Source organism: Bordetella genomosp. 9, from assembly GCF_002261425.1.
In the GTDB taxonomy this organism is placed as follows: domain Bacteria; phylum Pseudomonadota; class Gammaproteobacteria; order Burkholderiales; family Burkholderiaceae_B; genus Bordetella_C.
Genome location: NZ_NEVJ01000001.1, coordinates 378,648 through 404,582 on the forward strand (window position 1 = coordinate 378,648; position 25,935 = coordinate 404,582).

At 64.9% G+C, this 25,935-nt stretch carries 24 protein-coding genes; 6 read left to right on the plus strand and 18 right to left on the minus strand.

Annotated elements, in window-relative coordinates; translation table 11 throughout:
- Positions 1 to 11: 11 nt before the first annotated feature.
- Positions 12 to 1,235, minus strand: coding sequence for an aspartate racemase/maleate isomerase family protein (locus tag CAL26_RS01665; RefSeq protein WP_094845203.1), 1,224 nt, complete (start codon positions 1,233 to 1,235; stop codon positions 12 to 14).
- Between the two features lie 112 nt (positions 1,236 to 1,347).
- On the minus strand, positions 1,348 to 2,295 hold the full coding sequence (locus CAL26_RS01670) for a LysR substrate-binding domain-containing protein (RefSeq protein ID WP_094845204.1): 948 nt from the start codon (positions 2,293 to 2,295) through the stop codon (positions 1,348 to 1,350).
- A 180-nt stretch (positions 2,296 to 2,475) separates the two neighbouring features.
- Here CAL26_RS01670 and CAL26_RS01675 point away from each other — a divergent pair, with 180 nt between their 5' ends.
- Together CAL26_RS01675 and CAL26_RS01680 are read left to right on the plus strand one after the other, a co-directional pair.
- On the plus strand, positions 2,476 to 3,129 hold the full coding sequence (locus CAL26_RS01675; RefSeq protein ID WP_094845205.1) for a GntR family transcriptional regulator: 654 nt from the start codon (positions 2,476 to 2,478) through the stop codon (positions 3,127 to 3,129).
- Positions 3,130 to 3,556: 427 nt separating this feature from the next.
- Entirely contained in the window at positions 3,557 to 4,642 is a 1,086-nt protein-coding gene (locus tag CAL26_RS01680; RefSeq protein ID WP_094845206.1) for a tartrate dehydrogenase, read from the plus strand.
- Positions 4,643 to 4,726: 84 nt separating this feature from the next.
- Here CAL26_RS01680 and CAL26_RS01685 read toward each other — a convergent pair whose 3' ends face one another.
- The 7 genes from CAL26_RS01685 to CAL26_RS28225 all read right to left on the minus strand — a co-directional run bounded on the left by CAL26_RS01685 (position 4,727) and on the right by CAL26_RS28225 (position 11,805).
- Positions 4,727 to 5,047, minus strand: a complete 321-nt coding sequence (locus tag CAL26_RS01685) for a DUF4148 domain-containing protein (RefSeq protein WP_179283207.1) — start codon at positions 5,045 to 5,047, stop codon at positions 4,727 to 4,729.
- 142 nt (positions 5,048 to 5,189) lie between these two features.
- Positions 5,190 to 7,046: a S9 family peptidase gene (locus CAL26_RS01690; RefSeq protein ID WP_094845964.1), complete on the minus strand. Its 1,857-nt coding sequence runs from the start codon at positions 7,044 to 7,046 to the stop codon at positions 5,190 to 5,192.
- Positions 7,047 to 7,496: 450 nt separating this feature from the next.
- Positions 7,497 to 8,366, minus strand: a complete 870-nt coding sequence (locus CAL26_RS01695; protein WP_094845208.1) for an ABC transporter permease — start codon at positions 8,364 to 8,366, stop codon at positions 7,497 to 7,499.
- A 12-nt stretch (positions 8,367 to 8,378) separates the two neighbouring features.
- Positions 8,379 to 9,200, minus strand: coding sequence for an ABC transporter ATP-binding protein (locus tag CAL26_RS01700; protein ID WP_094845965.1), 822 nt, complete (start codon positions 9,198 to 9,200; stop codon positions 8,379 to 8,381).
- 25 nt (positions 9,201 to 9,225) lie between these two features.
- Positions 9,226 to 10,236, minus strand: a complete 1,011-nt coding sequence (locus CAL26_RS01705) for an ABC transporter substrate-binding protein (RefSeq protein WP_094845209.1) — start codon at positions 10,234 to 10,236, stop codon at positions 9,226 to 9,228.
- A gap of 2 nt (positions 10,237 to 10,238) precedes the next feature.
- The gene (locus CAL26_RS01710) at positions 10,239 to 11,126 is read right to left on the minus strand and encodes a TauD/TfdA dioxygenase family protein (RefSeq protein ID WP_094845210.1); all 888 of its coding nucleotides are present in this window, start codon (positions 11,124 to 11,126) and stop codon (positions 10,239 to 10,241) included.
- 358 nt (positions 11,127 to 11,484) lie between these two features.
- Positions 11,485 to 11,805 (minus strand): DUF4148 domain-containing protein, encoded by a 321-nt coding sequence (locus CAL26_RS28225; protein ID WP_179283208.1) that lies wholly within the window; start codon positions 11,803 to 11,805, stop codon positions 11,485 to 11,487.
- A 204-nt stretch (positions 11,806 to 12,009) separates the two neighbouring features.
- On the opposite strand from CAL26_RS28225, the gene CAL26_RS01720 reads away from it, so the two are divergent.
- Positions 12,010 to 13,074 carry a MerR family transcriptional regulator gene (locus tag CAL26_RS01720; protein WP_373454431.1) on the plus strand — a complete coding sequence of 355 codons (1,065 nt, stop codon included), beginning with the start codon at positions 12,010 to 12,012 and terminating at the stop codon, positions 13,072 to 13,074.
- Positions 13,075 to 13,302: 228 nt separating this feature from the next.
- Here the strand turns inward: CAL26_RS01720 and CAL26_RS01725 are convergent, their stop codons facing one another.
- Positions 13,303 to 13,623, minus strand: coding sequence for a DUF4148 domain-containing protein (locus tag CAL26_RS01725; RefSeq protein ID WP_179283207.1), 321 nt, complete (start codon positions 13,621 to 13,623; stop codon positions 13,303 to 13,305).
- A gap of 382 nt (positions 13,624 to 14,005) precedes the next feature.
- On the opposite strand from CAL26_RS01725, the gene CAL26_RS01730 reads away from it, so the two are divergent.
- Positions 14,006 to 14,281, plus strand: a complete 276-nt coding sequence (locus CAL26_RS01730) for a hypothetical protein (protein ID WP_094845214.1) — start codon at positions 14,006 to 14,008, stop codon at positions 14,279 to 14,281.
- A 54-nt stretch (positions 14,282 to 14,335) separates the two neighbouring features.
- Here CAL26_RS01730 and CAL26_RS01735 read toward each other — a convergent pair whose 3' ends face one another.
- The 8 genes from CAL26_RS01735 to CAL26_RS01770 all read right to left on the minus strand — a co-directional run bounded on the left by CAL26_RS01735 (position 14,336) and on the right by CAL26_RS01770 (position 24,013).
- The gene (locus CAL26_RS01735; protein ID WP_094845215.1) at positions 14,336 to 15,199 is read right to left on the minus strand and encodes an amidohydrolase family protein; all 864 of its coding nucleotides are present in this window, start codon (positions 15,197 to 15,199) and stop codon (positions 14,336 to 14,338) included.
- 19 nt (positions 15,200 to 15,218) lie between these two features.
- The gene (locus CAL26_RS01740) at positions 15,219 to 16,919 is read right to left on the minus strand and encodes a class I adenylate-forming enzyme family protein (RefSeq protein ID WP_094845216.1); all 1,701 of its coding nucleotides are present in this window, start codon (positions 16,917 to 16,919) and stop codon (positions 15,219 to 15,221) included.
- 55 nt (positions 16,920 to 16,974) lie between these two features.
- Complete coding sequence (locus CAL26_RS01745) at positions 16,975 to 18,075, minus strand: ABC transporter ATP-binding protein (RefSeq protein ID WP_094845217.1); 1,101 nt, start codon at positions 18,073 to 18,075, stop codon at positions 16,975 to 16,977.
- Positions 18,076 to 18,118: 43 nt separating this feature from the next.
- A complete protein-coding gene (locus CAL26_RS01750) occupies positions 18,119 to 19,702 on the minus strand; it encodes a phytoene desaturase family protein (protein WP_094845218.1) in 1,584 nt (527 codons plus the stop codon).
- Between the two features lie 14 nt (positions 19,703 to 19,716).
- The gene (locus tag CAL26_RS01755) at positions 19,717 to 20,544 is read right to left on the minus strand and encodes an ABC transporter permease (protein ID WP_094845219.1); all 828 of its coding nucleotides are present in this window, start codon (positions 20,542 to 20,544) and stop codon (positions 19,717 to 19,719) included.
- Positions 20,541 to 21,377, minus strand: a complete 837-nt coding sequence (locus CAL26_RS01760) for an ABC transporter permease (protein WP_094845220.1) — start codon at positions 21,375 to 21,377, stop codon at positions 20,541 to 20,543. The genes CAL26_RS01755 and CAL26_RS01760 overlap by 4 nt, the downstream gene beginning before the upstream one ends.
- Before the next feature lie 4 nt (positions 21,378 to 21,381).
- The gene (locus CAL26_RS01765) at positions 21,382 to 22,452 is read right to left on the minus strand and encodes an ABC transporter substrate-binding protein (protein WP_094845221.1); all 1,071 of its coding nucleotides are present in this window, start codon (positions 22,450 to 22,452) and stop codon (positions 21,382 to 21,384) included.
- A gap of 67 nt (positions 22,453 to 22,519) precedes the next feature.
- Positions 22,520 to 24,013, minus strand: a complete 1,494-nt coding sequence (locus CAL26_RS01770; protein WP_373454432.1) for an aldehyde dehydrogenase — start codon at positions 24,011 to 24,013, stop codon at positions 22,520 to 22,522.
- Positions 24,014 to 24,139: 126 nt separating this feature from the next.
- On the opposite strand from CAL26_RS01770, the gene CAL26_RS01775 reads away from it, so the two are divergent.
- Both CAL26_RS01775 and CAL26_RS01780 read left to right on the plus strand, forming a co-directional pair.
- Complete coding sequence (locus tag CAL26_RS01775) at positions 24,140 to 25,060, plus strand: LysR substrate-binding domain-containing protein (RefSeq protein ID WP_094845223.1); 921 nt, start codon at positions 24,140 to 24,142, stop codon at positions 25,058 to 25,060.
- A gap of 101 nt (positions 25,061 to 25,161) precedes the next feature.
- Positions 25,162 to 25,863: a cupin domain-containing protein gene (locus CAL26_RS01780; RefSeq protein ID WP_143277337.1), complete on the plus strand. Its 702-nt coding sequence runs from the start codon at positions 25,162 to 25,164 to the stop codon at positions 25,861 to 25,863.
- Positions 25,864 to 25,935: the final 72 nt, after the last annotated feature.

The window sequence follows — 25,935 nt, forward strand, 5'->3', positions numbered from 1 at the left end:
GCAGTGTCGTGTCAGGGCACGGCGGACAGCCAACCTGCCGCTTCCAGTTCGCGCATGGCGTCCTTCACGGCGGCATCCAGCGCGGCGATATCGGCGGGCGTCCATGTGCGCGTGCCCGCCACGTGGTGGACCGAGATCCAGCCCACGACCTGGTCGTTCCGCAGCAGCGGGCCCAGCATCTGGGCCTTGACGCCATAGACGTCCATCAGCGCGGCCGGGGGCGGCACCTCGGCCTGGGCGCAGTCCTCCTGCACCAGGGGCACACGGTGCTTTTCCAGCCATTGCACCGTGCCCAGGCTGCGCTGGTTCAGGCTGGAGTTCAGCTTCAGCGGAGGAATTCCGGGCGCCATGGATTCGACGTACACGTCGTCGGCGTCGATATTCATCGTGGGGATATCCATGCGCAAGGTGATGCGCGCCGCCTCGGTTTGCCGCAGCAGGCGTGTCGTCAGCGCTTCCAGCCTGTCGATGACAGGATGGCTGCGCAGCAGTTTCCCCCAGCCGTGGATGGGCCGTTGCACGTCGACCATGCGCAGGGCCTTCCACAGCGTCACCGCGATGCTGTCGAAGACCATCTTGTCCAGTTCGTATTCCAGCTCGTCGACCAGCGGCGTGGCGGGCCAGTTGGTGCAGCCGACCATCAGGCACTGTGCTTCCGGCGAATCGGCCTGGCGCAGGATCTGCTTGATCCGCTCGAACGGCGTGGCGCCGATCTCGGTATTCACGCTCAGTCCCAGCGCGGCGTGGCTGACGGCTTCGAAGCCCTCGTCCGCATACGTATCCCGCATCTTGCGCGTCGGCCCTTCGATGTAGGGAACGGCCAAGCCGAAGCGCGATACGCCATATTGCGAGAAGGCCTCGGCCTGCGCGAGCGACGACGTCGACGCCGCGATGCCCGTCTCCGCCGTGATGGCGTCGCACAGCGCGCGATCCGCATCCATGCCTTTGCCGGTCCACCCGCCCGACGTACCGTTCCACAGGATCGCGTCCACCTTGGCATCCCGCAGTTGCACCGCGGCCTGGACGACCTTGCCCGTGTCGAACTGTCCCACATCCTTTTCGTCCAACGTCAGCATCTGCACAGGCAGCCTGCTGAAATGGACCGATACCACATCGGACAAGGGCGCCAGCATCATGTAGGTCAGCGGCTCCAGCGCGGTGTTCGAGGACGGCGTGATGAAGCCGATCTTCTTCAGCGGCTTCATGCTTTCGCGGGCAATCAATCGTTGTTTCATTCGCTTCCCTTGATGGGCGATGGGCGTGGGCCTGGCGATGCACCCTGCCTTGCATTGTGGCAGCGCTTCGCGGCCTTGCGTGCGGCCGCACCGTGATGTGCGGGAACACACATCATGGATAATCCATCAGCGGACCATGGCGCTGCGCGGGTGCGTCGACCTGCAAGCCTCGGAAGTGCGCGACCAGGAATTCCACGGTGGTCCGCACCTTGGCCGACGTATCGAGGCGCGACGGATAGACTGCCCAGAAGTTGGCTTCCTGAGTGCAGTCCGGAAGCACCTGCACCAGCAGGCCCCGCTGCAGAAGGGGCCTGACATTCCAGAGCGAGCGCAGCATGATGCCGCGGCCTTCCATCGCCCAGCTAAGCGCGATCTCCCCGTTGTTGGTCGACAGCGTGGTGCTGGAAACCTTCACCGTGTGCTCGGCATTGCCTTGTCGCAGCCTCCACACGCCGAACGGATGGTCGCGTTCCTTGATGACCAGGCAGCAATGGTCGGCCAGGTCCTCCAGCGTACGCGGCGTGCCGCGCCGTGCCAGGTAGCCAGGCGCGGCGCACAGCACCCGGTGGTTGTCGCCGAGCCGGCGGGCGATCAGGTGCGGCGCGATTTCGTCGCCCACGCGCACGTCCAGGTCGAACTCCTCGGTGGCCACGTCCACCAGCCGATCGAATACCTCCAGGCGGATCTGCAGGCTGGGATACTGCTCGGACAGCAGGGCCAGGGCGGGCGCCACCACTTGCCGGCCGAACCCGAAACTGCTGCTCACCCGCAGCGGGCCACTGGGCACCCGTCGGGTCGCGCCGACCTCCTGCATCAGGTGATCGACGTTGTCCAGCACCTGTTGCGCCTGGTGATAGACGCGCTCGCCGTGTTCGGTCAGCGCCACCCGGCGGGTGGTGCGGTGGAACAGCTGCGTGCCCAGGCTTTCTTCCAGCACGTGTATGCGTTTGCTGACATAGGCGGGCGAGGCGCCGATCGCGTCGGCCGCGGCCGCGAAGCTTTGCTTGCGTACGGCGGTGACGAATACGTACAGGTCGGCATTGGAGGGGAATTTGTGCATGGCGGGCTATCGCGGGAAGGGAGCGCGCTGCGCAAAAAAAACCGTAAGCCGATATGATGGCGGGCCTCTCATCAGCGCATAATTGGTCCCCGCCGCCCCCGCTGCCTGGCTTGCCTGCGCGAGACAGGCGGAATCGGGACGGTGGCAAGGGTGAGTGTCTTTCCGTGTGCCGTCAAAACCATGAAAGCAAGCGAACGGATCCGATCCGACATTGAGCAACGCATACTCGAAGGCACGTTGTTGCCTGGCACGCCCGTCGATGAGCTCGGACTGATCGCCGAGTATGGTGTTTCCAAGACCCCGGTCCGCGAGGCGCTGCTGCAGCTTCAGGCGCAGGGCCTGCTCGACAGCCTGCCACGCGGAGGCATGGTCGTCGCCAAGCTCGATGTCCAGGAATTGCTGCATATGTGGGAACTGATGGCGGACATGGAAGGCCTGTGCGCGCGCTACGCCTGTGACCGCATGACGACGTCGGAACGGCAAGCGCTGGCGGCGTTGCACGAGCGCTCGGCTGGCGAACGCGACAATGTGCGGAAGTGGCGGGAAACGGATCTCGAATTTCACGAGATGCTGTACCACGGCGCGCGCAATCCCTACCTGCGGGAAGCCATCATGCGCATACGCGCCCGCACCGCGGCGTACCGCATGCATGCGGCTGGCGCGACGGGCCGGCTCCAGGCCTCGTATTCGCAGCACGCAATGGTGGTGAACGCCATACTCGCGGGCGATGGCCCGGCCGCCGCGCGCGCGATGGTCGAGCATATGAGCCCGGGGCTCGACAGCCGTGAAGTGACGACGCTTATCGTCAACCTTCCGAAGGCCTTGCTGCGCTGACACGCTAGCCTGCCGTGCGCGGCCAGTCCGCCGCTGCCATGCTGCACCGTCCCGTTTCGCGGCGGTCGAGCGGATCGCTCCCGCAGTTCATCATTACCCCCTGATCGGCAGCCGACCCGAGTCCGCCGCCTGTACGCGCGTCGCCGCTATCGCCGGTGCGCCGGCTCGCCTGCAATCACCCCATGCTCTTATGTATATTTTTATTGGTCATAATTATTTTTATAGTATTTAAAAAAATAAAACACAAGGAGGGGGTTATCCCTTATGGGCGGTTTGCCGCGCCCCGATGTTCACGAATGGTGTTTTGTCCGTTCACGCCGCGACGGGTGATGTTTCGCGCCGCCGGACTTATGCTTTCGCCCCACGAGCGCATCTTTGGTCCGGTGCCACTTCCGAAGCGCCGCGCGCGCGATCAACGAGAGGGTGAATGAACACGCACAGAATCGCCGCCATACCGGGTGACGGGATAGGCAAGGAAGTGATGCCCGAGGGCAAGCGCGTGGTGGACGCCGCGGCGCGCCGCATGGGTATCGGCATCGAATGGGTGGATATCGACTGGGCCAGCTGCGACTACTACGCGAAGCACGGCGCGATGATGCCGGAGGACTGGTTCGATCAGTTGAAGGGTTGCGACGCCATCTATTTCGGCGCGGCGGGCTGGCCCGAGACGGTGCCGGACCACATTTCGCTGTGGGGCTCGCTGCTGAAATTCCGTCGCCATTTCGACGAGTACGTCAACCTGCGGCCGGTTCGCCTGATGCCCGGCGTTCCCGCGCCGCTGGTGGGCCGCAAGCCTGGTGATATCGATTTCTACGTCGTGCGGGAGAACACCGAGGGTGAGTATTCCTCGGTGGGCGGCCGCATGTTCGAGGGCACCGACGACGAATTCGTCGTCCAGGAATCCATCTTCACCCGCCGCGGCACGGACCGCATCCTGAGGTACGCATTCGAGCTGGCGAACAGCCGGCCGAAAAAGCACCTGACGTCGGCCACGAAGTCCAACGGCATCTCCATCAGCATGCCGTTCTGGGACGAGCGTGTGGAAGCGATGGCCAAGCACTATCCGGGGGTGCGCCACGACAAATATCACATCGACATCCTGACGGCGCGTTTCGTGCTCAGCCCGGAGCGTTTCGACGTGGTGGTGGCTTCCAACCTGTTCGGCGACATCCTGTCGGACCTGGGACCGGCCTGCACCGGCACCATCGGCATCGCCCCGTCCGCCAATCTGAACCCCGAGCGGAAGTTTCCTTCGCTGTTCGAGCCGGTACATGGCTCCGCGCCCGATATCTACGGCAAGAATATCGCCAATCCGATCGGCATGATCTGGTCGGGCGCGATGATGCTCGATTTCCTGGGCGACGGCCAGGGTCAGTACCGCGAGGCGCACGACGCCATTGTCCGGGCCATCGAAAAGAGCCTGCTGGACGGCGCCGTCACGCCGGATCTGGGCGGCAAGGCATCCACCACCGAAGCGGGCATGGCGATCGCCAAGGCGCTGGAACAGGGCTGAGCGCGCTTCGACGTCGAGCTGGAGGATTCAAAGCAATCGGCCCCCTGGGGACCAGGGGGCCGACCGTACGACGCACCACACTGATCAGCCTTGGAAGGGCTGGTTGTCGATGTCGCCGAAGGCGATGTCATTGGGCGCGCCGCCGCCTTGGGCAACCGCGGGCACCGAAGCCACGTCGGCTTGCGCGGTGAAGGGCGCGTTGTCGCTGTCGGCGTTGGCGGTCAGGCCGGCGGCGCGGGCTTGTTCGAGTTGCGCGACGACCTGGTCGCGGCTCGTGCTGCTGGCTTGTTGGCCATAGACGCCTTGGAAGGGCGTGTTGTCCGAATCGCCACGGGGCGTCGCTTGGGCAGCGCCGATGGCGGCAAAGGAAAGAATCAAAGCGGAAACGATGGTCTTGGTCTTCATGGCAGTACTCCTAGTCCTGGTTAAGTGATCCGGGCCGTGCATCGCGACTTGCTGTGTAGAGAACTTCGCGATGTCCGTTGCTGTTCCCGATGACTGCATTCTGCGCCGCCAAGACCTAGGGATAAACCCGGATCCAAGAGAATCACCTTTCCATTTGGCGAAGGAATCCTCCCTGTTCGGCCATCAGGTGGCGTATAAAGAATTTCTCCATGGTTTCGTAGAACTCGAAGGTGTTTTCTTCGTTGCGAAAGCCATGTCCCTCGTTGTCTTTCACCATGTAGTCGACTTCGACGCCGCGTTGACGCAACGCCTCGACAATCTGGTCGCTTTCCGCCTTGTTCACGCGTGGGTCCTTGGCGCCCTGGGCGATGAACAATGGCGTCTTGATGCGGTCGACGTGCAGCGCGGGCGATGTCCGGACCAAGCGGTCCTTATCCTTTTCGGGGTGGCCCACCATGTCGTACAGCCGTTCGAGCATGGGCTTCCAATAGGGCGGCGTGGTCGCCATGAACGTGAACATATTCGATACGCCGACATAGTCGACCGCCGCCGCATACAGGTCGGGCGTGAAGGTGACGCCCGCCAATGTGGCATATCCGCCGTAGCTGGCGCCGTAGATGCCGATGCGTCGAGGATCCGCGATGCCTTGCGCGATCAGCCACCGCACCCCGTCGGTGATGTCGTCCTGCATGGACAGCCCCCACTGCCCGAAGCCCGCCTCCCAGAAGCGCCGGCCGTAGCCCGTCGAACCGCGGAAATTGATCTGCAGTACGGCAAAGCCCCGGTTGGCCAGAAACTGTACTTGCGAGTCATAACCCCAGCTATCGCGTGACCATGGACCGCCATGCGGATGGACGATAACGGGCAGGTCCTGCTCCGGTCGTCCGAGCGGCAGCGTCAGGTAGCCGTGCAACGCCAGGCCGTCCCGACTTTGAAAGCGGATCGGCCGCATGGGCGCCATATCCGACTCGGGCAAACCGGGCTTGATGTCCGCGAGCTTGCGTAGTTCGTCGGTCGTGACGTCATACAGATAGCGCGTGCCGGGCGTGCGGTCGCTGTATGTGCTGACGATGAACTTGGTTTCGTCGCGGGTGTCGCTGTGCAGCGCGAGTTGATAGCCTGGCAGGCGGTCAGTCAGCCTGCCGTAGAGGTCTGCCGTCTGTGTATCCAGGAAGCTGCGCTGCCGTTTGTCCGTTTCGTAGGTCACTGACGTGAGGACCTGGCGAAGGCGTGAATAGTCGACGCCGGACACATCCACTTCCTGCGGATCGAACAGGATTTCTTCCGTGTCAGGATGGGCCGGGTCGATACGTACCAGCGCCTTGGTGTCGCGGCCCCGATTGCTGATGGCGTAAAGCTGCTGGTTGTCGAAAGTGAACAGCACGGGCTTGACGCTGGTGCGGTAATCAGTGGCGATGATCGTGCGGAAGGGCTGCCCTTCCTCATCGCGATACAACACGCCACAGTTCAATCCATCGAGCGTGATCGCTGCGCGCAGCTTGCCGGCATGATCGGTCTGCCAGCTGATGACATTGCCAGGGTTCAGCGCTACCAGATGGGATGCGCCGATCTGCAGATTGACCCGGTAAATGTCGAAGATCTTCGCGTCGAGGTTGTTGTGCGCAAGCAGGATGTGGTCAGGAATATCCTCCAATGGGTCGCTGATGTATGCGCGGCAGTTTTCGTAAGGGGTCAGGTCCACCGCGCTGCCGGTATGCATGTTCATCGCCAGGATGTGGAAATTCTCATCGCCGCCGCAATCCTTCGCGTACAGGATGGTGCTCGAGCCCTTCCAGACGTAGCCGCTGACGTCGCGCGCGGTTTCGCGGCTGATGCTGCGCGCCTCGCCGGTCGGTGCAACGCCTTCCAGGCGCTGGACGAAGATGTTCATGCGCGGCGGCTGTCCGTCCACGCTGAGCGGACGCATGAACGCGAGCCAGCGCCCGTCTTCGGACAGGCTGAAACGCGTCTGGTCGGGATGACGGAAAAAATCCTTCATGGGATATACGGGCGGGACCGCCGCCGGCGCCGCGAGAACGGGGCATCGCGGTGCCGCAAGCGGCGCTGTGTGCGTGCTGACGGCGTCTGGCGACACCCGTTTTCGGTCGTGGCGGACATGGGCAAGCAGCGACAGCGCGCCATCGGATAACGTCCGCCGCAGGTAGACGGTATGGCCGGGATGGCCTTGCGCACGGTTCGCTTCGTTCGTCGCGCTCCGGAATGGCAGGCCGTCGGCGAACGCGGACTGGCCTGGCGCCGAGAGCGCGGCTGCGAGATTCGGAAGGGAGGAGGATGAAGGATCGATGGCCGGCATGAGTCGTGTCTCCAATGAACTCCGCCTCCTTCGGATACCAGCATCCTGAGAAGGGGAGGCGCGAGGCGAACGTTGTAGTATCTGAACCGGGCCGACCAGTTCACTCACGCCTGGATCACGACGTATCGATGCGCCTCAGCGCTGTAGCCCCCATCGCTGTACCGTGACCCGCTCCAAAGCATAGAACAGGCCGTTTTCGACCAGCAGGCCGATGATCACGACCAGGATCAGTCCCGCGAATACGCGGTCCGTATACAGCTCGTTGCGGTTCTGGAAGATGTACCACCCGAGGCCGCCCTTGCCCGACGATGCGCCAAAGACCAGTTCGGCGGCGATGAGCGTCCGCCAGGCAAAGGCCCAGCCGATTTTCAGCCCGGACAGGATGGACGGCAATGCGGCCGGGACCAGGATCTGGATCACGTAGCGCAGGCCGCGCAGGCCGTAGTTACGGCCTGCCATGCGCAGTGTGTCGGGGACGGCCTGGAAGCCGGCATACGTATTCAATGCCATCGGCCACAACACTGAATGGACGAGGACGAAGATCAAGCTGCCCGCGCCCAGGCCGAACCACAGCAACGCCAGAGGCAGCAAGGCAATCGCCGGCAGCGGATTGAACATCGACGTCAACGTGGTCAGGATGTCCCGGCCCAATCGGCTCGACACCGCGACCGTCGTCAAGAGGAACGACAGCACGATACCCAATACATAGCCTTGCAGCAGCACCTGCAGCGACAACCAGGTCTTCTGCACCAGCTGTCCGTTCAGCAGGCCTTCGGCCAATGCCCGCATGGTTGCACTGAATGTCGGTAGCAACAGGTCGTTGTCTTGCCAGCGCGCGACAGCTTCCCACAGTATCGCCAGCACCATCAGGATGCACGTCTTGCGCACCCAGGGGCGGTCCCAGACACGTACGGTCAGGGGTACGGCCTGTGTCAGCCGCGCGGACGGCAGCTCTGGCAGATCGACTTCGTATTCAGGTCGGACGGATGGCGCAAGACTGCTCATGGGGATAAAGGCTCAAGCGACGCGATGCGTCGGGCGGATACGGGCGTCGGCGCGGCCGACGGGCTCGTCGAACAGCATGCCGTGGATACGTCGGGCGGCCGCCTGGAAGGCTGCGCTGCCCATGCTGTGCAGTCCCCATTCATGACTGTTCAATTCGGCACGCACCCGGCCAGGATGCGGCGACAACAGGGCAATTCGGCTGCCCACGACCAAGGCCTCCTCGATCGAATGCGTGACGAACAGCACCGTCATTCGAAGCTCGTTCCACAGCGCCAGCAGTTCTTCCTGCATCTTGCGGCGCGTCAACGCATCCAACGCGGCGAACGGCTCGTCCATCAACAGTACGCTCGGCTGCATCGCCAGCGCGCGGGCGATCGCCACGCGCTGCTTCATGCCGCCCGACAACTCGTGCGGATACGAAGCGGCGAACCGCGCCAGCCCGACCTGCTCCAGGCAATGGCGTGCCCGCTCGCGCGCCGTTTTTCGATCCGCCGTGCGCGACGCCAACAGCGGGAACATCACGTTCTGCTCTACCGTCTTCCACGGCGGCAGCTGATCGAACTCCTGGAACACGACCACCCGGTCCGGGGAGGGGCCATGCACGACCTGTTCACGCAGCCGGATTTCGCCGGCTGCCGGCTCGATGAATCCTGCCGCCGCCTTGAGCAGCGTCGACTTGCCACAGCCCGAAGGCCCCAACAAGACGAAGCTGTCGCCTTCGTGGATGTCCAGGCTGATTTCGTGCGTGGCGCGCACGATCCGCGCGGGCGTCCGATATTCGAGACTGACGCGATCGAACTGCAGCAGCGGCGCCGTCGCGACCGGCGTTGCCATGGGCCCGACGCGCTTGCCGCGCAGTTCAACTGCCGCTGGAAACTCGTGGGTCATCGAAGAAATACTCCTTGAGCGAAGCCGGCTGATTCCTGATGGCGCCGATCCGATGCATGAACTGGCCCAGCCCCAGCGTGTTGCGCGGCTCGACCTGGATCGACACCTCGGGGTCCGTGACGATCTTGATCAGCAGATCGCGATCGGTTTTCGACTTCTCCACCCGGATGTAGGTGTCCACCGCTTCTTCGGGATGCGCCTTGATGAACTTCGCGGCATCGTCCAGGGCATCGATGAAGGCCTTGTACGTCTTCGGGTTGTCGTTGCGAAACTTCTCCGTCGCGTACAACACCGTCGATGACGCCGGTCCACCCTGCACGTCGTAGGAGTTCAACACGATGTGTGCTGCCGGATTGCCAGCCAGCTCCTGCTGCTGAAACGGCGGATTGCCGAAGTGGGCGTTGATTTGGTTCTGGCCCTTGATAATGGCCGCCGTCGCGTCCGGATGCGGCACCGCCACCGTCAGCGGCTCCAGCTTGTCGAACGACTTGTCGCCCCACTGCTTCGCCGCCGCCATCTGCAGGATGCGCGACTGCACCGACACCGTCGTCGCCGGTACCGCGATCCGGTCCTTGTCCGTGAAATCCGCGATCGTCTTCACCGCGGGATTGTTGGAAACCAGGTAGTAGGGGAAGCTGCCCAGCGAGGCGACACCCTTCACGTTCTGGCGGCCGCGGGTGCGGTCCCAGATGGTGAACAGCGGGCCGACACCGGCGCCCGCGATATCGATGCTGTTGGACAGCAGCGCATCGTTGACCGCCGAGCCGCCGGACAGTTGCACGAAGTCGACCTTGATGTCGACGCCCGCTTCCTTGCCGCGCTTCTCGATCAGCTTCTGGTCCTGGACCACGTCCAGCAACAGGTAGACGATGCCGAATTGCTGGGCGATCCGGATCTGCCCTTCGGCGTGAGCGACGCCGGCGGACGACAACAAGGCGACGCCGGCGAGGGCGCCAAGGACTTTCTTATGGAGTGATTGCATGGTCAGGAGGGGATGTCGCCTTCGATGGTGGTGCGATAGAGCTTGCGGCGCAGGAAGTCCGGCGTGCCCGCGGCCAGGTGCATGACCGAGCGGTTGTCCCAGAACACCATGTCGCCGGGTTGCCAGTAGTGCGTGTATAGATATTCGGGTCGCACGCTGAAGGCGAACAGCTCGTCGAGCAAAGCACGGCTCTCGTCTTCGGGCAGGCCGAGGATACGGGTCGTGAAGTGCTCGTTGACGAACAGGGCCTTGCGGCCCGTCTCCGGGTGCATGCGCACCACCGGATGCACCGCCGGCTTCACTTCCTCGATCTGCTTGGCCGTCAATGGCGGGCGCCATGGACTGCGGGCGCGCAGGTCCTCGTATTTGGCCAGGTAATTGTGCTCCGCGCGCTTGCCGTCCAGGGTGCGCTTGAGCGCCGCGGGCAGGTCTTCGTATGCCGCATGCTGGTTCGAGAACAGCGTATCGCCGCCCTGCGGCGGCAATTCCTGCGCATGCAACAGCGAGCCCAGACTGGGCTTGTCCTTGTACGACAGGTCCGAATGCCAGAACGCCCCGGCATCGCCGAGTCCGATCGGCTGGCCGTTCTCCTTGATGTTCGATACCACCAGCACCTCCGGATGCCCGGCCAGCTGGAAGTTGCGCAAGACGTGGATCTGCAAAGGTCCGAAGCGCCGGCTGAAGTCGATCTGTTGCCGCGGGGTGATGCGCTGGTCGCGGAACACCAGCACGTGATGATCCAGGTGTGCGCGATGTATCCGCCGAAAGTCCTCGTCGTTCAGCGGCCGGGACAAATCCAGCCCCAGCACCTCGGCGCCCAAGGGGCCGGACAGCGGGCGGATGTCGATTGATTGCGGGGGGAAATCGGCTGGAATCGGATTGGCGCTCATGGACGGCGTGGATGCGTGGGCAACGCATGCACCTTAGCCCTTGGGCATTCAACCGGGAACGATTAATTGCTTGGAAGTACGTGGCTTCTGGTCCTAAAGGCCGACCGTTATTAATTCATCACCGACGATCATGTGCGGAATGATTGTCTGGCGCACCGATAAAAAATCGGCCCCCTGGAGTGCAGGGGGCCGAACTTGCTACGCACCACACCGAGAGGACTGCCACTACAGCACCCCCGCCTCTCGCCGGGGGAACCGTTCATCCGTGCTGGCATGAACGGCCGGACTTCCTGGTGACCCGACTGCATTCAGTCGTATCACCGCTTGGTTGAGATCAACCTCGGGTCAACCTCAACGATCAGCCTTGGAAAGGCTGGTTGTCGATGTCGCCGAAGGCGATGTCGCCATGCACGCCGCCGCCTTGGGCAACCGCGGGCACCGAAGCCACGTCGGCTTGCGCGGTGAAGGGGGCGTTGTCGCTGTCGGCGTTGGCGGTCAGGCCGGCGGCGCGGGCTTGTTCGAGTTGCGCGACGACCTGGTCGCGGCTCGTGCTGCTGGCTTGTTGGCCGTAGACGCCTTGGAAGGGCGTGTTGTCCGAATCGCCACGGGGCGTCGCTTGGGCAGCGCCGATGGCGGCAAAGGAAAGAATCAAAGCGGAAACGATGGTCTTGGTCTTCATGGCAGTACTCCTAGTCCTGGTTAAGTGATCCGGGCCGTGCATCGCGATTTGTTGGTAAGAGAACTTCGCGATGTCCGTTGCTGTTCCCGATGACTGCATTCTGCGCCGCCAGGACCTAGGGATAAACCCGGATCCAAGAGAATCACCTTTCCATTTATCCGAGCAATTCCGGCCTATATTGACTCGGCCCCTGGGGCCGCCCTCATGCTGCCTGAACCCGATCAACCCAAGGATGGTGAACATATGAGTTCTGCGGACTTGTCGCTCAGCGCTTCGGAAGCGGCCAGACGGCTGGGCGTATCGATCAAGGCCCTGCGGCTATACGAGCGACAGGGCCTGATCAGTCCTGGCCGCACACCGCCGGGATATCGCGCGTACCGGCCTGACGATATGGCTCGAGCGGCAGAAGTCGTCGCCCTTCGCACGCTCGGACTCAGCCTGGCCCAGGTTGCGCGTGTGCTGGATGGAGACCCGGCAAGCCTGAAGGTCGCGCTAACGGCCCACGAAACGGCACTCGATAACGACATCCGTGCGCTCGTTCATAAATTGGACAAGCTTCGAAATATCCAGGCCGATCTTGCCGGTGGCCAGATGCCCTCCGATGGCGAGTTGACCGGACTGCTCGATCGATCGACGACAAGCAGCACAGCGTTCGAACTCCCTTGGCCCTGGGGTGGCGAGTGGTTCGAAGTTCGCGATGTTCGGCCTTTGAACTACATCATCGGCTCGCTGGGCAGCGGCAAGACCATACTGGCCCGGCGTCTCGCCGAAACGCTGCCGGACGCGGGTTTCGTTGGCCTGGATCGGCTCGATAAGCAATGCGCCGCGGCGAAGACCCTGCTGGAGAACGACGCCGCGCTCGATTCACGCGTCACGCAGGTGCTGGCCTGGCTCATTGAAGAGGGGGCGACAAGATCCGACGCCCTGATCGCGTTGCTCGTCGCGCTGGAAGCGGAAGGCCCCGCGGTCCTGGTGGTGGATATGATCGAACAGGATCTCGACCGGTCATCACAGCAGGCCTTGATGGCTCATCTGCGTCAGCGTGCGAGGGTCGCGGGCACGCGGCCGCTGTTCCTGATGACGCGCTCCGCGGCCATCCTGGATCTCGCGGCGGTTGGACCGGAAGAGGCCATCCTGCTTTGCCCCGCGAATCACAGCCCCCCGAGTCGCGTGGCGCCTTACCCCGGCGCGCCGGGTTACGAGGCGGTCGCGACATGCCTGGCACCGCCCGAGGTACGAGAGCGGATAGCAAGACGCCCCGGCGGCTGAACGAAATCAGCACCACGGCAGCCACCAGCAGCGACCGCAATAAATGCTGGCACAAAAGCAATCGGCCCCCTCAACTGCAGGGGGCCGACCGTACTACGCACCACACCGAGAGGACTGCCACTACAGCACCCCCGCCTCTCGCCGGGGGAACCGTTCACCCGTGCTGGCATGAACGGCCGGACTTCCTGGTGACCCGACTGCGTTCAGCCGTGTCACTGCCAGTCTCGATCAGCCTTGGAAGGGCTGGTTGTCGATGTCGCCGAAGGCGATGTCATTGGGCGCGCCGCCGCCTTGGGCAACCGCGGGCACCGAAGCCACGTCGGCTTGCGCGGTGAAGGGCGCGTTGTCGCTGTCGGCGTTGGCGGTCAGGCCAGCGGCGCGGGCTTGTTCGAGTTGCGCGACGACCTGGTCGCGGCTCGTGCTGCTGGCTTGTTGGCCATAGACGCCTTGGAAGGGCGTGTTGTCCGAATCGCCACGGGGCGTCGCTTGGGCAGCGCCGATGGCGGCAAAGGAAAGAATCAAAGCGGAAACGATGGTCTTGGTCTTCATGGCAGTACTCCTAGTCCTGGTTAAGTGATCCGGGCCGTGCATCGCGATCTGCTGTGTAGAGAACTTCGCGATGTCCGTTGCTGTTCCCGATGACTGCATTCTGCGCCGCCAGGACCTAGGGATAAACCCTGATCCCCGGAAATCATCTTTCCATTTTCACGAGAAATGCCTCCGGATAGTGTTCCCTGCTGCGAAGTGCGAAACAGAGTGCCGCATCGGTCCGTCGTCTCCGCGGGGGAGCGGCATCCGACGACTTTGCGTTCGAACGAGGACGTTTTGTCTCAAATCGTTGCTGTTTAATGCCTTGACGGGCATTCGGGAGTACGCGCCGCCGATAGAATGGTCGGCGCGTTATCTGTGTGGCCGGGAGACCCTTATTCACATGTTTATTCGTCGCGTCGCGGTGGTGTCCTTGATCGGCCTGTTGTCGGCCTGCTCAACCACGAAAAAAACGGACTCCGTGGAGTCGACGGTGCGTCCGACTTCGACCAGCACCGCCAAGGCATCCGGTCGGGTGGTGGATTCCTGTTCGTCGTCGCGCAGCAAGTGCTTGTACAAGGGCTCGTATGAGCCCGGCGAAAGGGACTATGCCGAGCAGGAAGCCAAGCGCCTGAACCTGGCCGAACTCGAAAGGCTGAAGCGCGCCTTCGGCAATTGACGCTGGCGCCGGCTTTGGGCGATTGCCGGGCGGTATGTAGATGCGAAAGAGCCGTCAGGCCGTTGCGTCCAGCCGCAGGAACTCCGCGGCGTTATCGCATAGCCACCGCTGCCGCACGTCGTCCGGCAACGGCAAGGCCGAGAACTCGTCCAGCGTGCGGGGCACAGGCATCATGGGGAAGGCGGTGCCGAAGATCATACGGTGCTTCAGGACCGTCTTGCCGTACTGCAGCAGCGCTTCATAGCCGGAGTGCGGCGTCGTCATCAGGCGTGGACGGATCGCCAGGGTTCCTATCCAGAGATTGGGATGCCGCCATGCCACGGCGATCAATTCATTGACCCAGGGCCAACCCGGGGGCGACGCGCAGACGCGCAGGTCGGGGAAGTCGCGCAGCACCCGGTCCAGCGCCTGCGGATGGCCATGATGCATGGACGTGCGGGTCGAAAAATTCGTGCCGCAGTGCACGTTGACCGGCACATCGAGCTCGGAGCATTTCGCGTACAGCGGATACAGCAGGCGGTCGTCGATATCGAGCCCCAGCTCGAAGCCCTGTATATTCAGGCCGCGCAGCCCCAGCTCCTTGACCGCCTGTTCCAGTTCCCGGACGGCGGCCATGCCGCGATGCGGATCCACACCGGCGAAGCCGATATACCGCGGCCCATGCTCGCGGCAGAAATCGGCCACCGTCTCGTTGGCGATCTTGAAGCCGAAGGTGGAGCTCAGGTCGCGGGCCTTCAGCACCACGGCCCGGGCGTCGAGGCGTTCGTAGGTGTCCAGGTACTCCCGCAACGCATCGGGTCCGGTCTCGCGATCGACCTGCGCCTCGCTGTTGCCGTAGACGCGGCGATAGTTCGCCAGGTGGGGCGCCCGGCCTTCGAAACCTGGGGCGGGCGGGCGGCTGGAAAAATCGATGAACATGGCGGCCTCCTCAAGCGCGTCAGCGCCAGACAGATTGTTGGCGGTCGTAGCTGCCCGCGAAAGGATCGGTCATCTCGGCGATCAGCCGCTTCTTGGCGATCTTGCGCGACGGCGTGCGGGGAAAATCCTCTTCCATGTAATGCAGGTAGCGGGGCACCTTGAACGGCGCCAGGTGCCTGGCGCAGTGTTCGAATATGGCTTCCGGCGGGACCTCGCTGGATGTCAGGCCGGCGCGCAGCTTGATGTAGGCCTTGACCTCCTCGCGGCGCAGCGGATCGGGAACGGGCACCACCGCGGCTTCCTCGATATCGTCCATGCCGCGCAGCACGGCTTCGACCTCGTTCGCGGCGATGTTCTCGCCCGCGCGCTTGATCATTTCCTTGATGCGTCCGACCAGGTAGTAATAGCCGGCCTCGTCACGGCGGAAAAGATCGCCCGTGCGGAACCATTCTCCGTCGAAACTCTCGGCGTTGGCTTGCGGCCGCTTGTAGTAGCCCAGGAAAATGCCCCTGCCGCGCACCCACAATTCGCCGATCTCGCCATCGGGCGTGGGCGCGCCGATCTCGTCGCGGATCTCGAAGCGCCGGAAAGCCGCCGGCAGCCCACAGCTGCGTACCAGCGACATCTCGTACGCCCATTCCGGCATGAGGGCGCCGGTGCCGATCTCCGTCATGCCGTAACCTTCGCGCGCCGTCAGGTTGAAACGGCGTTGCACATCGCGGCGAGCGGTCTCGGTCCAGCCGTAGATGCTGATGTACTTCAGGTCGATCTCGCCATCGGCGGGGGACTCCGGATAATGCGACAGCACGGGTTCCGGGAAGATGCAATAGTGGATGCGGTAATCCTTCAGCCACGACATGAAGCGGCTCAGGCTCATGCGGTCGGCGATGTAGGCGGTGCCGCCCAGTGCCAGCGTCATCAGGAACTGCCACATGGGATCCATGTAGAAGAACGGCGCCCACACCAGCACGTTGTGGATGCCGCCCTCGCCGGTGCGGCGGTGCCGGGCCGAGTTGTGCGCGTGGATCATCCAGTAGTCGTGCGTCAGCAGGCAGCCCTTGGGGAAGCCCGTCGTGCCCGAGGTGTACTGAAGGTTCAGTATGTCCGTGCGCGCCACCGGCGCCGGTGGCGTGAAACCGGGTTGGCCGTCGCGCACCAGCGCGTGCCAGTCGAGCTGCGCCGCGCGATCGCGGTCGGCACCGCTGTCGTCGCCCCTGGTGTCAGCCCTGCCATCCCCTGCGCCGCCCTGCGCATACACGACGATGCGCTCGGGCGCCAGCAGCGGCGGCAGGGCCTGCAGCGCCTGCAGCTTGGCCAGCAAACCCGATTCCACCACCACGTACTGCGCGTCCGAATCCCGCAGCACGAAGTCCAGTTCGTCGGTCGTGTACGACGTATTGACCGGCACCATCACCGCGCCAATGCGTCCCAGGGCGATCCAGGTCACCGGAAAGGCCGGCGTGTTGCCCAGCATGACCGCGACGTGGCAGCCTTTGCGCACGCCGCGCGCCAGCAGGCTGGACGCCAGGCGGTCCGCCTGCTCATCGAGCTGGCCATAGCTCATGGACTGCTGCTGTTCGAACCACACCGCCGCGACGGCGTCGCCCATCAGCGCGGCGCGCTGCCGCACGAATTCACCCAGCGATTCGGGCAGGGCCAGCGACTCTTCGCGCTGGCGACGGACGAGTTCGGCCTGCACGGTCGAAGACTGTGTCTGCATTGGCATTTTCCTCGGAAGTCCGGCGGCCGACATCCTGGCCGCCTCATGAATCGGGCTAGTCCAGCACCAGGCAATCCCGGTGCGACCACGTCAGCCGCACGGGCGCGTCGCGTGGCAGCGGCACCCGGTCGCGACGGTTCTGTTCCTGCACCACCATGCGGACGGACGCCCCTACGCGGACGTGATGCCGCACGATGCCGCCCAGGATGATGGTGTCTTCCAGAACGCCATCCACCCCTTGTTCCTCGCCGGGCGGCGCGCCGGCGGCGTGCATGACGATGCTCTCGGGTCGTATCAGCAGGCTGGCTGCGCTGGCGCCGGGCGTCGCGTTGGCCGGGGCAATGCCCTGGGACCCCGCGCAGCGCGTGGCGCGCATGTCACCCAGCGCCGTCGATACCGCCACGCCGTCGGGCGTCGCCGCGCGCACGTCGCAGGGAAGCAGGTTCGCGGTGCCGATGAAGTCGGCGGCGAAGCGCGTCGCCGGGCGGAAGTAGAGCGCCTCCGGCTTGTCCTCCTGTTCGATGCGGCCGCCGTTCATCAGGACGATGCGATCGGACATGGTCAGCGCTTCGTCCTGGTCGTGCGTGACGTTCACCATGGTGATGCCGAGCTCGGCATGGATGCGGCGCAGCTCCAGCTGCATCTGTTCCCGCAGCTTCTTGTCCAGCGCGCCCAGCGGCTCATCCAGCAATATCAGCGCCGGGTTGTAGACGATGCAGCGCGCCAGGGAGACCCGTTGCTGCTGGCCGCCGGACAGCTCGCGCGGCTTGCGTGCCGCCAGGTCGGGCAGGCGCACCAGTTCCAGCACCTCGCGAACCTTGCGTTCGATCTCGGCGCGCGCGAGCCTGCGCACGCGCAGCGGAAAGGCGATGTTCTCGAACACCGTCATGTGCGGCATCAGCGCGTAGTTCTGGAACACCATGCCCAGTTGCCGCTTGCTGGGCGGGCTGGTGGTGACGTCGCGGCCGTCGATGACGATGCGGCCCGTCGACGGCGGCACCATGCCGGCGATCAGGTTGAGCAGCGTCGTCTTGCCGGATCCGCTGGGGCCGAGCAGCGTGACGAACTCGCCCTTGCGCACCGACAGGTCCACGGGATGCAGGGCCTGCACACCGCCGTAGCGCTTGGAGACCTGTCGCAGTTCTATCATGTTCATGGCGATGCAGTCCGTGTGGGTTCAGGGGCGCGGGCGCGCGGTTTCAAAGCCGTGAGGCCAGGATGACGCGCGCGGCATTGTGGCCGGGCACGCCTGTCACGCCGCCGCCCGGGTGGACGGAGGCCCCGCACTGGTACAGGCCGGCGATAGGCGTGCGGTAGTCCGCCGCGCCGCGCACGGGCCGGCGAAAGAAGATCTGGTCCGCGCTCAGTTCGCCGTGGTGCACGTGGCCGCCGGGCAGCGCGAAGCGTTCTTCCAGGTCCGGCGGCGCCAGCACCTGGGCATCGTCCACGCAGTCGCGAAACCCCGGCGCATGGGCTTCCAGCGTATCGAACACGGCGTCGCGCAGGCGGTCGCGTCCCGTGCTCCAGTCCGAGTCCCGCAGGCGGTAGGGCGCATGCTGTCCGAAAATGCTGATCAGATGCTTGCCCGGGGGCGCGACCGTCGCATCCAGCTTGCTGGGCGTCAGAATGACCAGCGGCAGGCGCGCCGCGAAACCGCCCTGGCGCGCGGCATCGTAGGCCTGTTCGAGATAGTCCACGGACGGCCCGATGCGTATCTGCGTGGGATAGTCGAAGCCCGCTCCCGCCGCGTCGAAATCCTTGAAGACCGGCAGCCGGTTCATCGCCAGGTTGACCTTGAAGGCGTGGGACACGTCGCGGATGCGGTCGACGCGCGCCAGGAATTCCGCCGGTACGTGGGCGGGATCCACCAGCCGGCGGAACAGCACCTTGGTCGCGGCATTCGATATCACGCACTTCGCCTGCAGCGTTTCGCCGCTTTCCAGGGTGACCCCGGTGGCGCGGCCGGCCTCCACGTCGACGCGCGCCACAGGCGCGCCCAGGCGGACTTCCATCCCGTGCGCCTGGCCGGACGCGGCGATGGCTTCCGAGATCGAGCCCATGCCGCCGCGCACGAAGCCGGCCGGCCCGGCGGGCGTGGTGTGATCGCGGACATAGCCGCGCAGCAGCACATAGGCCGAACCCGGCGCCGACAGGGTGGTGGTCGCGCCGCCGCAGGCGACGTAGAAGCCCAGGGCCGCGATGGTTTCGTCGGCCTGGAACCAGCGCCCGAGAAAATCCCGTGCGCTGAGCGTCAGCACGTCGTAGAGGTCGTAGAACTGCTCGCCGATATTGCGATAGCGCCAGGCGAAGCGCAGCAGGCGCAGCCGCGACGACAGGTCGCTGGCGGCCGGGTCCGGCGGAATCTCCCAGAGCATGCGGGACACCGTGGCGCCCAACCGCGCCATGTGGTCGCGGTAGCGGGGATAGGCGGCGGCATCCGCCGCGCTGAAACGGCTCATGCCGGCGTGCAGCTGCTTGTCGTCGCCGAAGACCAGGCTGCGGCCTTCACCGTACAGGTGCACCATGGGCGTCGGTCGGATGACGGCGTAGCCATGCCGGGCCAGCTCCAGTTCCTGGATGATGCGCGGCTGCAGCAACGCCATCGTGTAGGACGCGACCGACACCCGGTAGCCCGGCCAGACAGCCTCGCTGACCGCCGCGCCGCCGATCACGTCGCGCCGCTCCAGCACGCAGACCTTGCGGCCCGCGCGAGCCAGGTAGGCGCCGCACACCAGCCCATTGTGTCCGCCGCCGATGATGATCGCGTCGTAGCTTGCCGCCATGAGAGTCTTTTCCGTCAATCGGGTTTGTGGGGACTGGGCTGCAAGGCCATGATGGCCAGGCAGACGACCAGCGACAGCAGGGTGAGCAGGGTCGACACGGCGGCCAGCACCGGGGAGACTTCCCAGCGGATCGCGCTGTACATCTTGACCGGCAGGGTCAGCGTTTCCGGCCCGGTGATGAAGTAGGCGATGATGACCTCGTCGAAGGAAATCAGGAACGCAAAGAGCGCGCCGACCAGCACGGAAGGGCGGATCTGCGGCAGCACGACTTCCATGAAGATGCGCAGGCGGCTGGCGCCCATGATCATGGCGGCGGTTTCCAGGGCCGGATCCGCGTGGCGCAGGCCGGCGCCCAGCGCGACCAGCATGAAGGGGATGGTGGCCACCGTATGCGCCAGCACCACGCCTGTGGTCGTGTTCACCATGTGCAGCGCGGCCAGGTGCATGTACATGCCCAGTCCCAGCACCACCACCGGCACCAGCATGGGGGCCAGCGAAACCAGTTCCAGCACACGGCGGCCGCGGAAGCGTCCGCGCGCCAGCGCGTAGGAAGCCGGCAGTGCGATCAGCAGCGACAGTACCGTCACGCAGGCGGCCACCAGCAGGCTCTGCAAGGCCGAACCCCACCAGGCGGGATCGCTCAGGAACTGGCGGAACAGCGCCAGCGACAGCTGCCTGGGCGGAAAGCTGAGCTCCTGGCCGCCGCCGAACGAGATCGGGATGACGACCAGGCTGGGCATCAGCAGGAAGACATAGCCCACCCATGCGGCCGCCGCGCCGGCCAGCCGCCAGGCATGGCGGGCGGTGAAAATGGGTTGAGGCACGGTGCGCGATCCGTTCATGCGAAGGTCGTCTCCCGGTCGCGCTGGACCCTTATCAACATGGCGATCAGCAGGGCCGATATGGCCAGCAGCACGAAGGCGATCGACGACGCCAGCGTCCAGTCCAGCGTCTGCCGCGTGTAGAAGTCGATCAGGTTCGCCAGCATCATGTCCTGCCGTCCGCCGAGCAGCGCCGGCGTGATGTACATCCCCATGGACAGCGTCAGGCACATCAGCACGCCGGCGCATACGCCGGGCAGGCTGAGCGGCAGCGTGATGCGGCTGAAGATGCGCCATTGGCTCGCCCCCATGATCTCCGCCGCCATGTGCAGGCTGCGGTTCTGGTTGATCAGGCTGGCCATGACCGGCAGCACCATGAACGGCAGCAGGTAGTTCGTCATGCCCAGCACCACGCCCACGCGATTGAACAGCAGCTCGACGTGCCAGGCGCCGCCGGACATCCATCCCAGCAGCTGGTTCAGCACGCCGCTGTTGCCCAGGACGATCGTGAAGGCGTAGCTCTTGACCAGGATGCTGGTCCAGAACGGCAGCATCACCATGATCAGGTAGGGCGCGCGCCGCCGCGCCGGCATGGCGGCCAGATGCAGCGCGATCAGGTAGCCCAGCACCAGGCTGGTCAGCGTGGCCAGCACGCTGATGTTCAGCGTGGTCCCCAGCACGCGATGGATCAGCGTGCCGTTGAGGACGTCCGCGTAGCCGCGCAGCGTGTAGCCGTGGTCGTAGATGCTGGACCAGCCTACCAGTCCCAGCGGCCACAGGAAGAACAGCAGCAGCAGTGCGCAAAGCGGAACCAGCAGGACGACGATCGCCCTGGTGCTTAGGGTGTGCGCCATGGATCTAGACCAGCAGCCACTCGGTAAAGCGGCGTTGGAGCTTGTCGTAGTTCTCGCCCCACCACGCATCGTTGATGATGATGGCGTCCGGCGATTTCATGTCGGGCATGCGGGCGCGCGCCTGTGCGCCGACCATGTCCGTCGCACCCGCGACGTTGGGCGCGAACTCCACCAGTTCGCAGAAGGCCGCCTGGCGGTCCGGCCGCAGGCAGAACGCCACATAGCGCATGGCATTCTGGATGTTCTTGCCTCCCTTGGGCACGGCAAGGTATTCCAGGCTGTTGAGCGTCTGCCGCATGGACATGGCCACCGACGATCCGGCGCGCTGCGCCGGCAGCACGCGGCTCAGGTACGAATAGGAGAAATCGATCTCGTTGCTGGTCAGCAGGGTGACCGTCTCCGGCGTGGTCTCGATCCACTTGCGCACGGCGGGCTTGATGCGGTCCATCGCCTTGAAGGCGCGTTCCACGTCCAGCGGATAGAGCTGGGCCGGCGGCACGCCATCGGCCAGCAGCGCCATTTCCAGGTTCTCGCTGACGCGCGAACGCAGGCCGCGCCGGCCGGGGAAGCGTTTCAGGTCCCAGAACTCGGCGAAGGTCTCCGGATGCTTGCCATCGGGAAACTTCTTGGGGTCGTACGCGATGCCGCCAGCGTAGGAGTAGGAGCCGACGTAATCCTTGCCGGCCGGCTGAAGCAGCTTGCTGGTATCGACGATGCCGGTGTCGATGGGGGCCCAGAGCCCCTGGCGCGCGCCCGCCATGATCTGCGGGCCGATGCTGTCGAACACGTCCCAGGACACATTGCCGCTGTCGACCTGCACTTTCATCCGCGTCAGGTCCGCGCTGTTGACCAGCGTGACCGGAATACCGCTTTCCTTGGCGAACGGTTCGGCGAACGCCTGCCGCACCGCGGTTTCGTATGCCCCGCCCCAGCAGGTCACGCTGATCCCGCGCGCCTGGGCGCGCAAGGGCGGCGCCGTGCCCAGCGCGGCCATGCCGGCCATCGCCGCCCCGGCCTTCAATACGGATCGGCGCGACAGGCCGCGAGCCTGGCCTTGCTTGTCATGCTTGTTCATTGCTACCCCCTTGGTTCCGTTCACTGGCGGCCGGCGAGGCCTGTTGCGGATGACGGCAATGCGAGGATCAGGATGCGATCCAGACCGACTTCCAATCCATGTATTTATCGAAGGCATGCAGCGACTTGTCGCGCCCGAAGCCGGATTGCTTGAAGCCGCCGAACGGTGCCGACATATTGCCACGGTCAAAGCAGTTGACCCAGACGACGCCGGCGCGCAAGGTCTGCGCCGCGCGATGCGCGCGTCCCACGTCGCCGGTCCACACCGCGGCCGCGAGGCCGTAGATGGTGTCGTTGGCGACGCGCATGGCTTCATCGAATCCGTCGACGGTAATGGCGGCCAGCACCGGGCCGAAGATTTCTTCCCGCGCGATGCGCATGTCGTTGCGCACGTCGCCGAATACGGTCGGTTCGATGAACCATCCGCCGCTGTCCGTGCGCGCCGGCTTGCCGCCCAGCACCACGCTGGCGCCGTCCGCGCGTCCGGCGTCGATGTAGGACATCACCCGTTCGTGCTGCGCCTGGCTGACGATGGCGCCCATGCGGGTCGCCGGGTCGAGCGGGTCGCCCGGGACGAGCTCGCGTCCGACCGCGGCGATTTTCTCCAGCAGGGCGTCGCGGATGGGCGCCTCGACGATCAGGCGTGAGCCCGCGTTGCAGACCTGCCCGCTGTTGTTGAAGATGCCCAGCGCCACGGCGCGCGCGGCGGCGTCCAGGTCGGGGCAATCCGCCAGCACGATGTGCGGGCTCTTGCCGCCGCATTCCAGGCCGATCCGCTTGATATTGGACTGGCCGGAATACTGCATGAACAATTTGCCGACTTCCGTGGAGCCGGTGAAGCCGACGGCATCGACGTCCATGTGCAGGCCCAGCGCGCGTCCGGCCGTCTCGCCCAGGCCGGGCAGCACGTTGAGCACGCCGGCCGGCAGGCCGGCCTCCATCGCCAGGCTGGCGATGCGGATGGCCGTCAGCGGGGATTGCTCGGCGGGTTTCAGGATGACCGAATTGCCGGCCGCCAGGGCCGGCCCCAACTTCCACGACGCCATGGACAGGGGATAGTTCCAGGGCACCACCGCGGCGACGACGCCCAGCGGTTCGCGCACGATCATGGTGGTCATGTTCGGCATGGCGGGCGCCATCTCGCCGTACAGCTTGTCGATGGCCTCGGCATACCACTGGATGCAGGTGGCGGAGCTGACGATGTCGCCGTTATAGGCATTGGCGATGGGCTTGCCGACGTCCATGGATTCCAACAGCGCGAGTTCTTCGCGGTGCGACATCATCAATTCGGCCAGCTTCAGCAGGACCTGCTTGCGCTCGGCGGGCGCGCGGCGGGACCACACGCCCGACTCGAAGGCGCGGCGGCCGCTGGCCACCGCGGCGTCGACATCCTCGGTATCGCAGGCGGCGATCTGCGCGATGACCCGTCCCGTTGCCGGGTTGAACGTCGGGAAGGTCTTGCCTGACAGGGCGGGACGGTATTCACCGTCGATGAATGCACGCCATTCGGGCTCGCACCTGGCCGCGCGGGCCGTCCATTCTGCTTTGCCGGGGATGTTCAAGTCGGTTCCTCCGTGAGCGTCGCGCGGCGGGCGACAGGTATGCATTGCAGTTTAGGGACCGAAACTCATAATATCCAATACAGGTTTGGCAGCTTCTTCCTTCCAAATAGTTATGGGTTACCCATCATGTTGAACGTGCGTCACCTGGAGATTTTCCGCGCCGTGGTGCAGACGGGCTCCGTCTCCGCCGCGGGCCGCATGCTGTACATCTCGCAGCCGGCCGTCACGAAGACCCTGCGCCTGCTGGAAGGCGAGCTGGGGCTCACGCTGTTCCAGCGGGTGAAGGGCAGGCTGGTGTGTACGCCGGAGGCCGATGCCCTGATGCCGGAAGTCGAACGCCTGTTCGGCAGTGTCGAATCGGTGAGCCAGGCGGCGCTGGAGATCCGGCAGGGGGTGCGCGGGCGCATCACCGTGGCGTCCGTGTCGGCGCTGTCGATGTCGGTCGTGGCGCAGGCGGTCAATGCATTCCACCAGTTGCACCCGCAGGTGCAGTTCGACGTCCGCGCCCTGCCCACCCGGCACGTGGTGGAATACGTGGGCACCAGCCAGGTCGACATGGGCATCGTCGACGTGCCCACGCCGGTCGCCACGCTGGAAGTGGAGGAAATCTGCAAGAGCGAGGTGGTGTGCGTGCTGCATCGGGACCATCCCTTGGCGCGGTACGCCCGGCTGACACCGGAACTCCTGGCTGATTGGCCCATCATCACCTTCGCGGACGATACGTTCACCGGGTTCCGCCTGCGCGAAGCCTTCCGCGAGCGCGGCGTCCCCTACGACACGGCCCTGGTGTCCAATAGCACGGGGACGCTGTGCGCGATGGTCCAGGCCTTGAACGCGGTGGCGCTGGTGGATCACTTCATCCTGATGACGTCCGCGTTCCCGCAGCTGGTGATGCGCCGCTTTTCACCGCGCATCGATATGCAGCCCCGGTTCCTGTTTTCGCCGATGCGGCCGCGCTCGGCGATCGTGGCCCAGTTCGCCGACGCCATACGCACGGCGGCACGAACGGCGGTGCGGCGCCTGTCGCGCCCGGCAAAACAAGGCTGACCTGGCTTACACTATTGACTGTCTATCAAGTCGCTTTACGGCTGCGTCCTTGCATGCGCCCGAGGCGCAGTGGGGGAATCTAATTGGAAAACAAAAAGACCATGGCGAAACTGCGCGGCGGCGCCAGCAAGCTGCCTGCCGGGACCCGGCAGCCGGCGGGAAGGGTCCGGCGGCCCGCCGTCGCCAAGCCTTCCGCCAAGGCCCGCGCGCGCGCGGAGGCGGCCGACGCGGCGCAGGAACCGATGCGGATCGGGTCCAAGCTGAAGCACGCCCGGTTGCTGCAGGGCTATACCCTGAAGGAGCTTGCCGATATCGTCGAGTGCTCCGAAAGCATGTTGTCCAAGCTCGAGAACGACAAGCTGGCGTCTTCCATCGGCTTCCTGCATCGCCTGGCCAGCGCGCTCGGCACGAGTATCGCGGCCCTGTATTCGGAAGAGGACGGTTTCTCCGGTCCGGTGCATGTCTTCCATGCCAACCGCAAGGCGCGCAGCGTCGCCGATCCGGATTCGCTGGACCAGGGCGTGCGTTTCGAACGCATCGTCCCCATCGACCGCAACGGCCTGCTGCAGGCGCTGGTGCACAGCATTCCGCCCGGCGCGCGCAGCGGCGGCGCGGTCAGCCATGCCGGCGAGGAACTCGGCTACATCATCGAAGGCGAAGTCGAGGTCACCGTCGACGGCAAGAGCTATGTGGTCCGGCAGGGCGACCTGATTTTCTTTCCGTCGTCGCTGCCGCACGGCTACCACAACAAGGGCGACAAGGTCGCCCGCATGCTCAAGGTGAACACGCCGCCGTCGCTGTGACGCGCCGCTGCGCCCGGTCTCGGTATAAACTTGACGCTCTATAAAGTCCCTTGACTGATTGCGCCGCGCGAG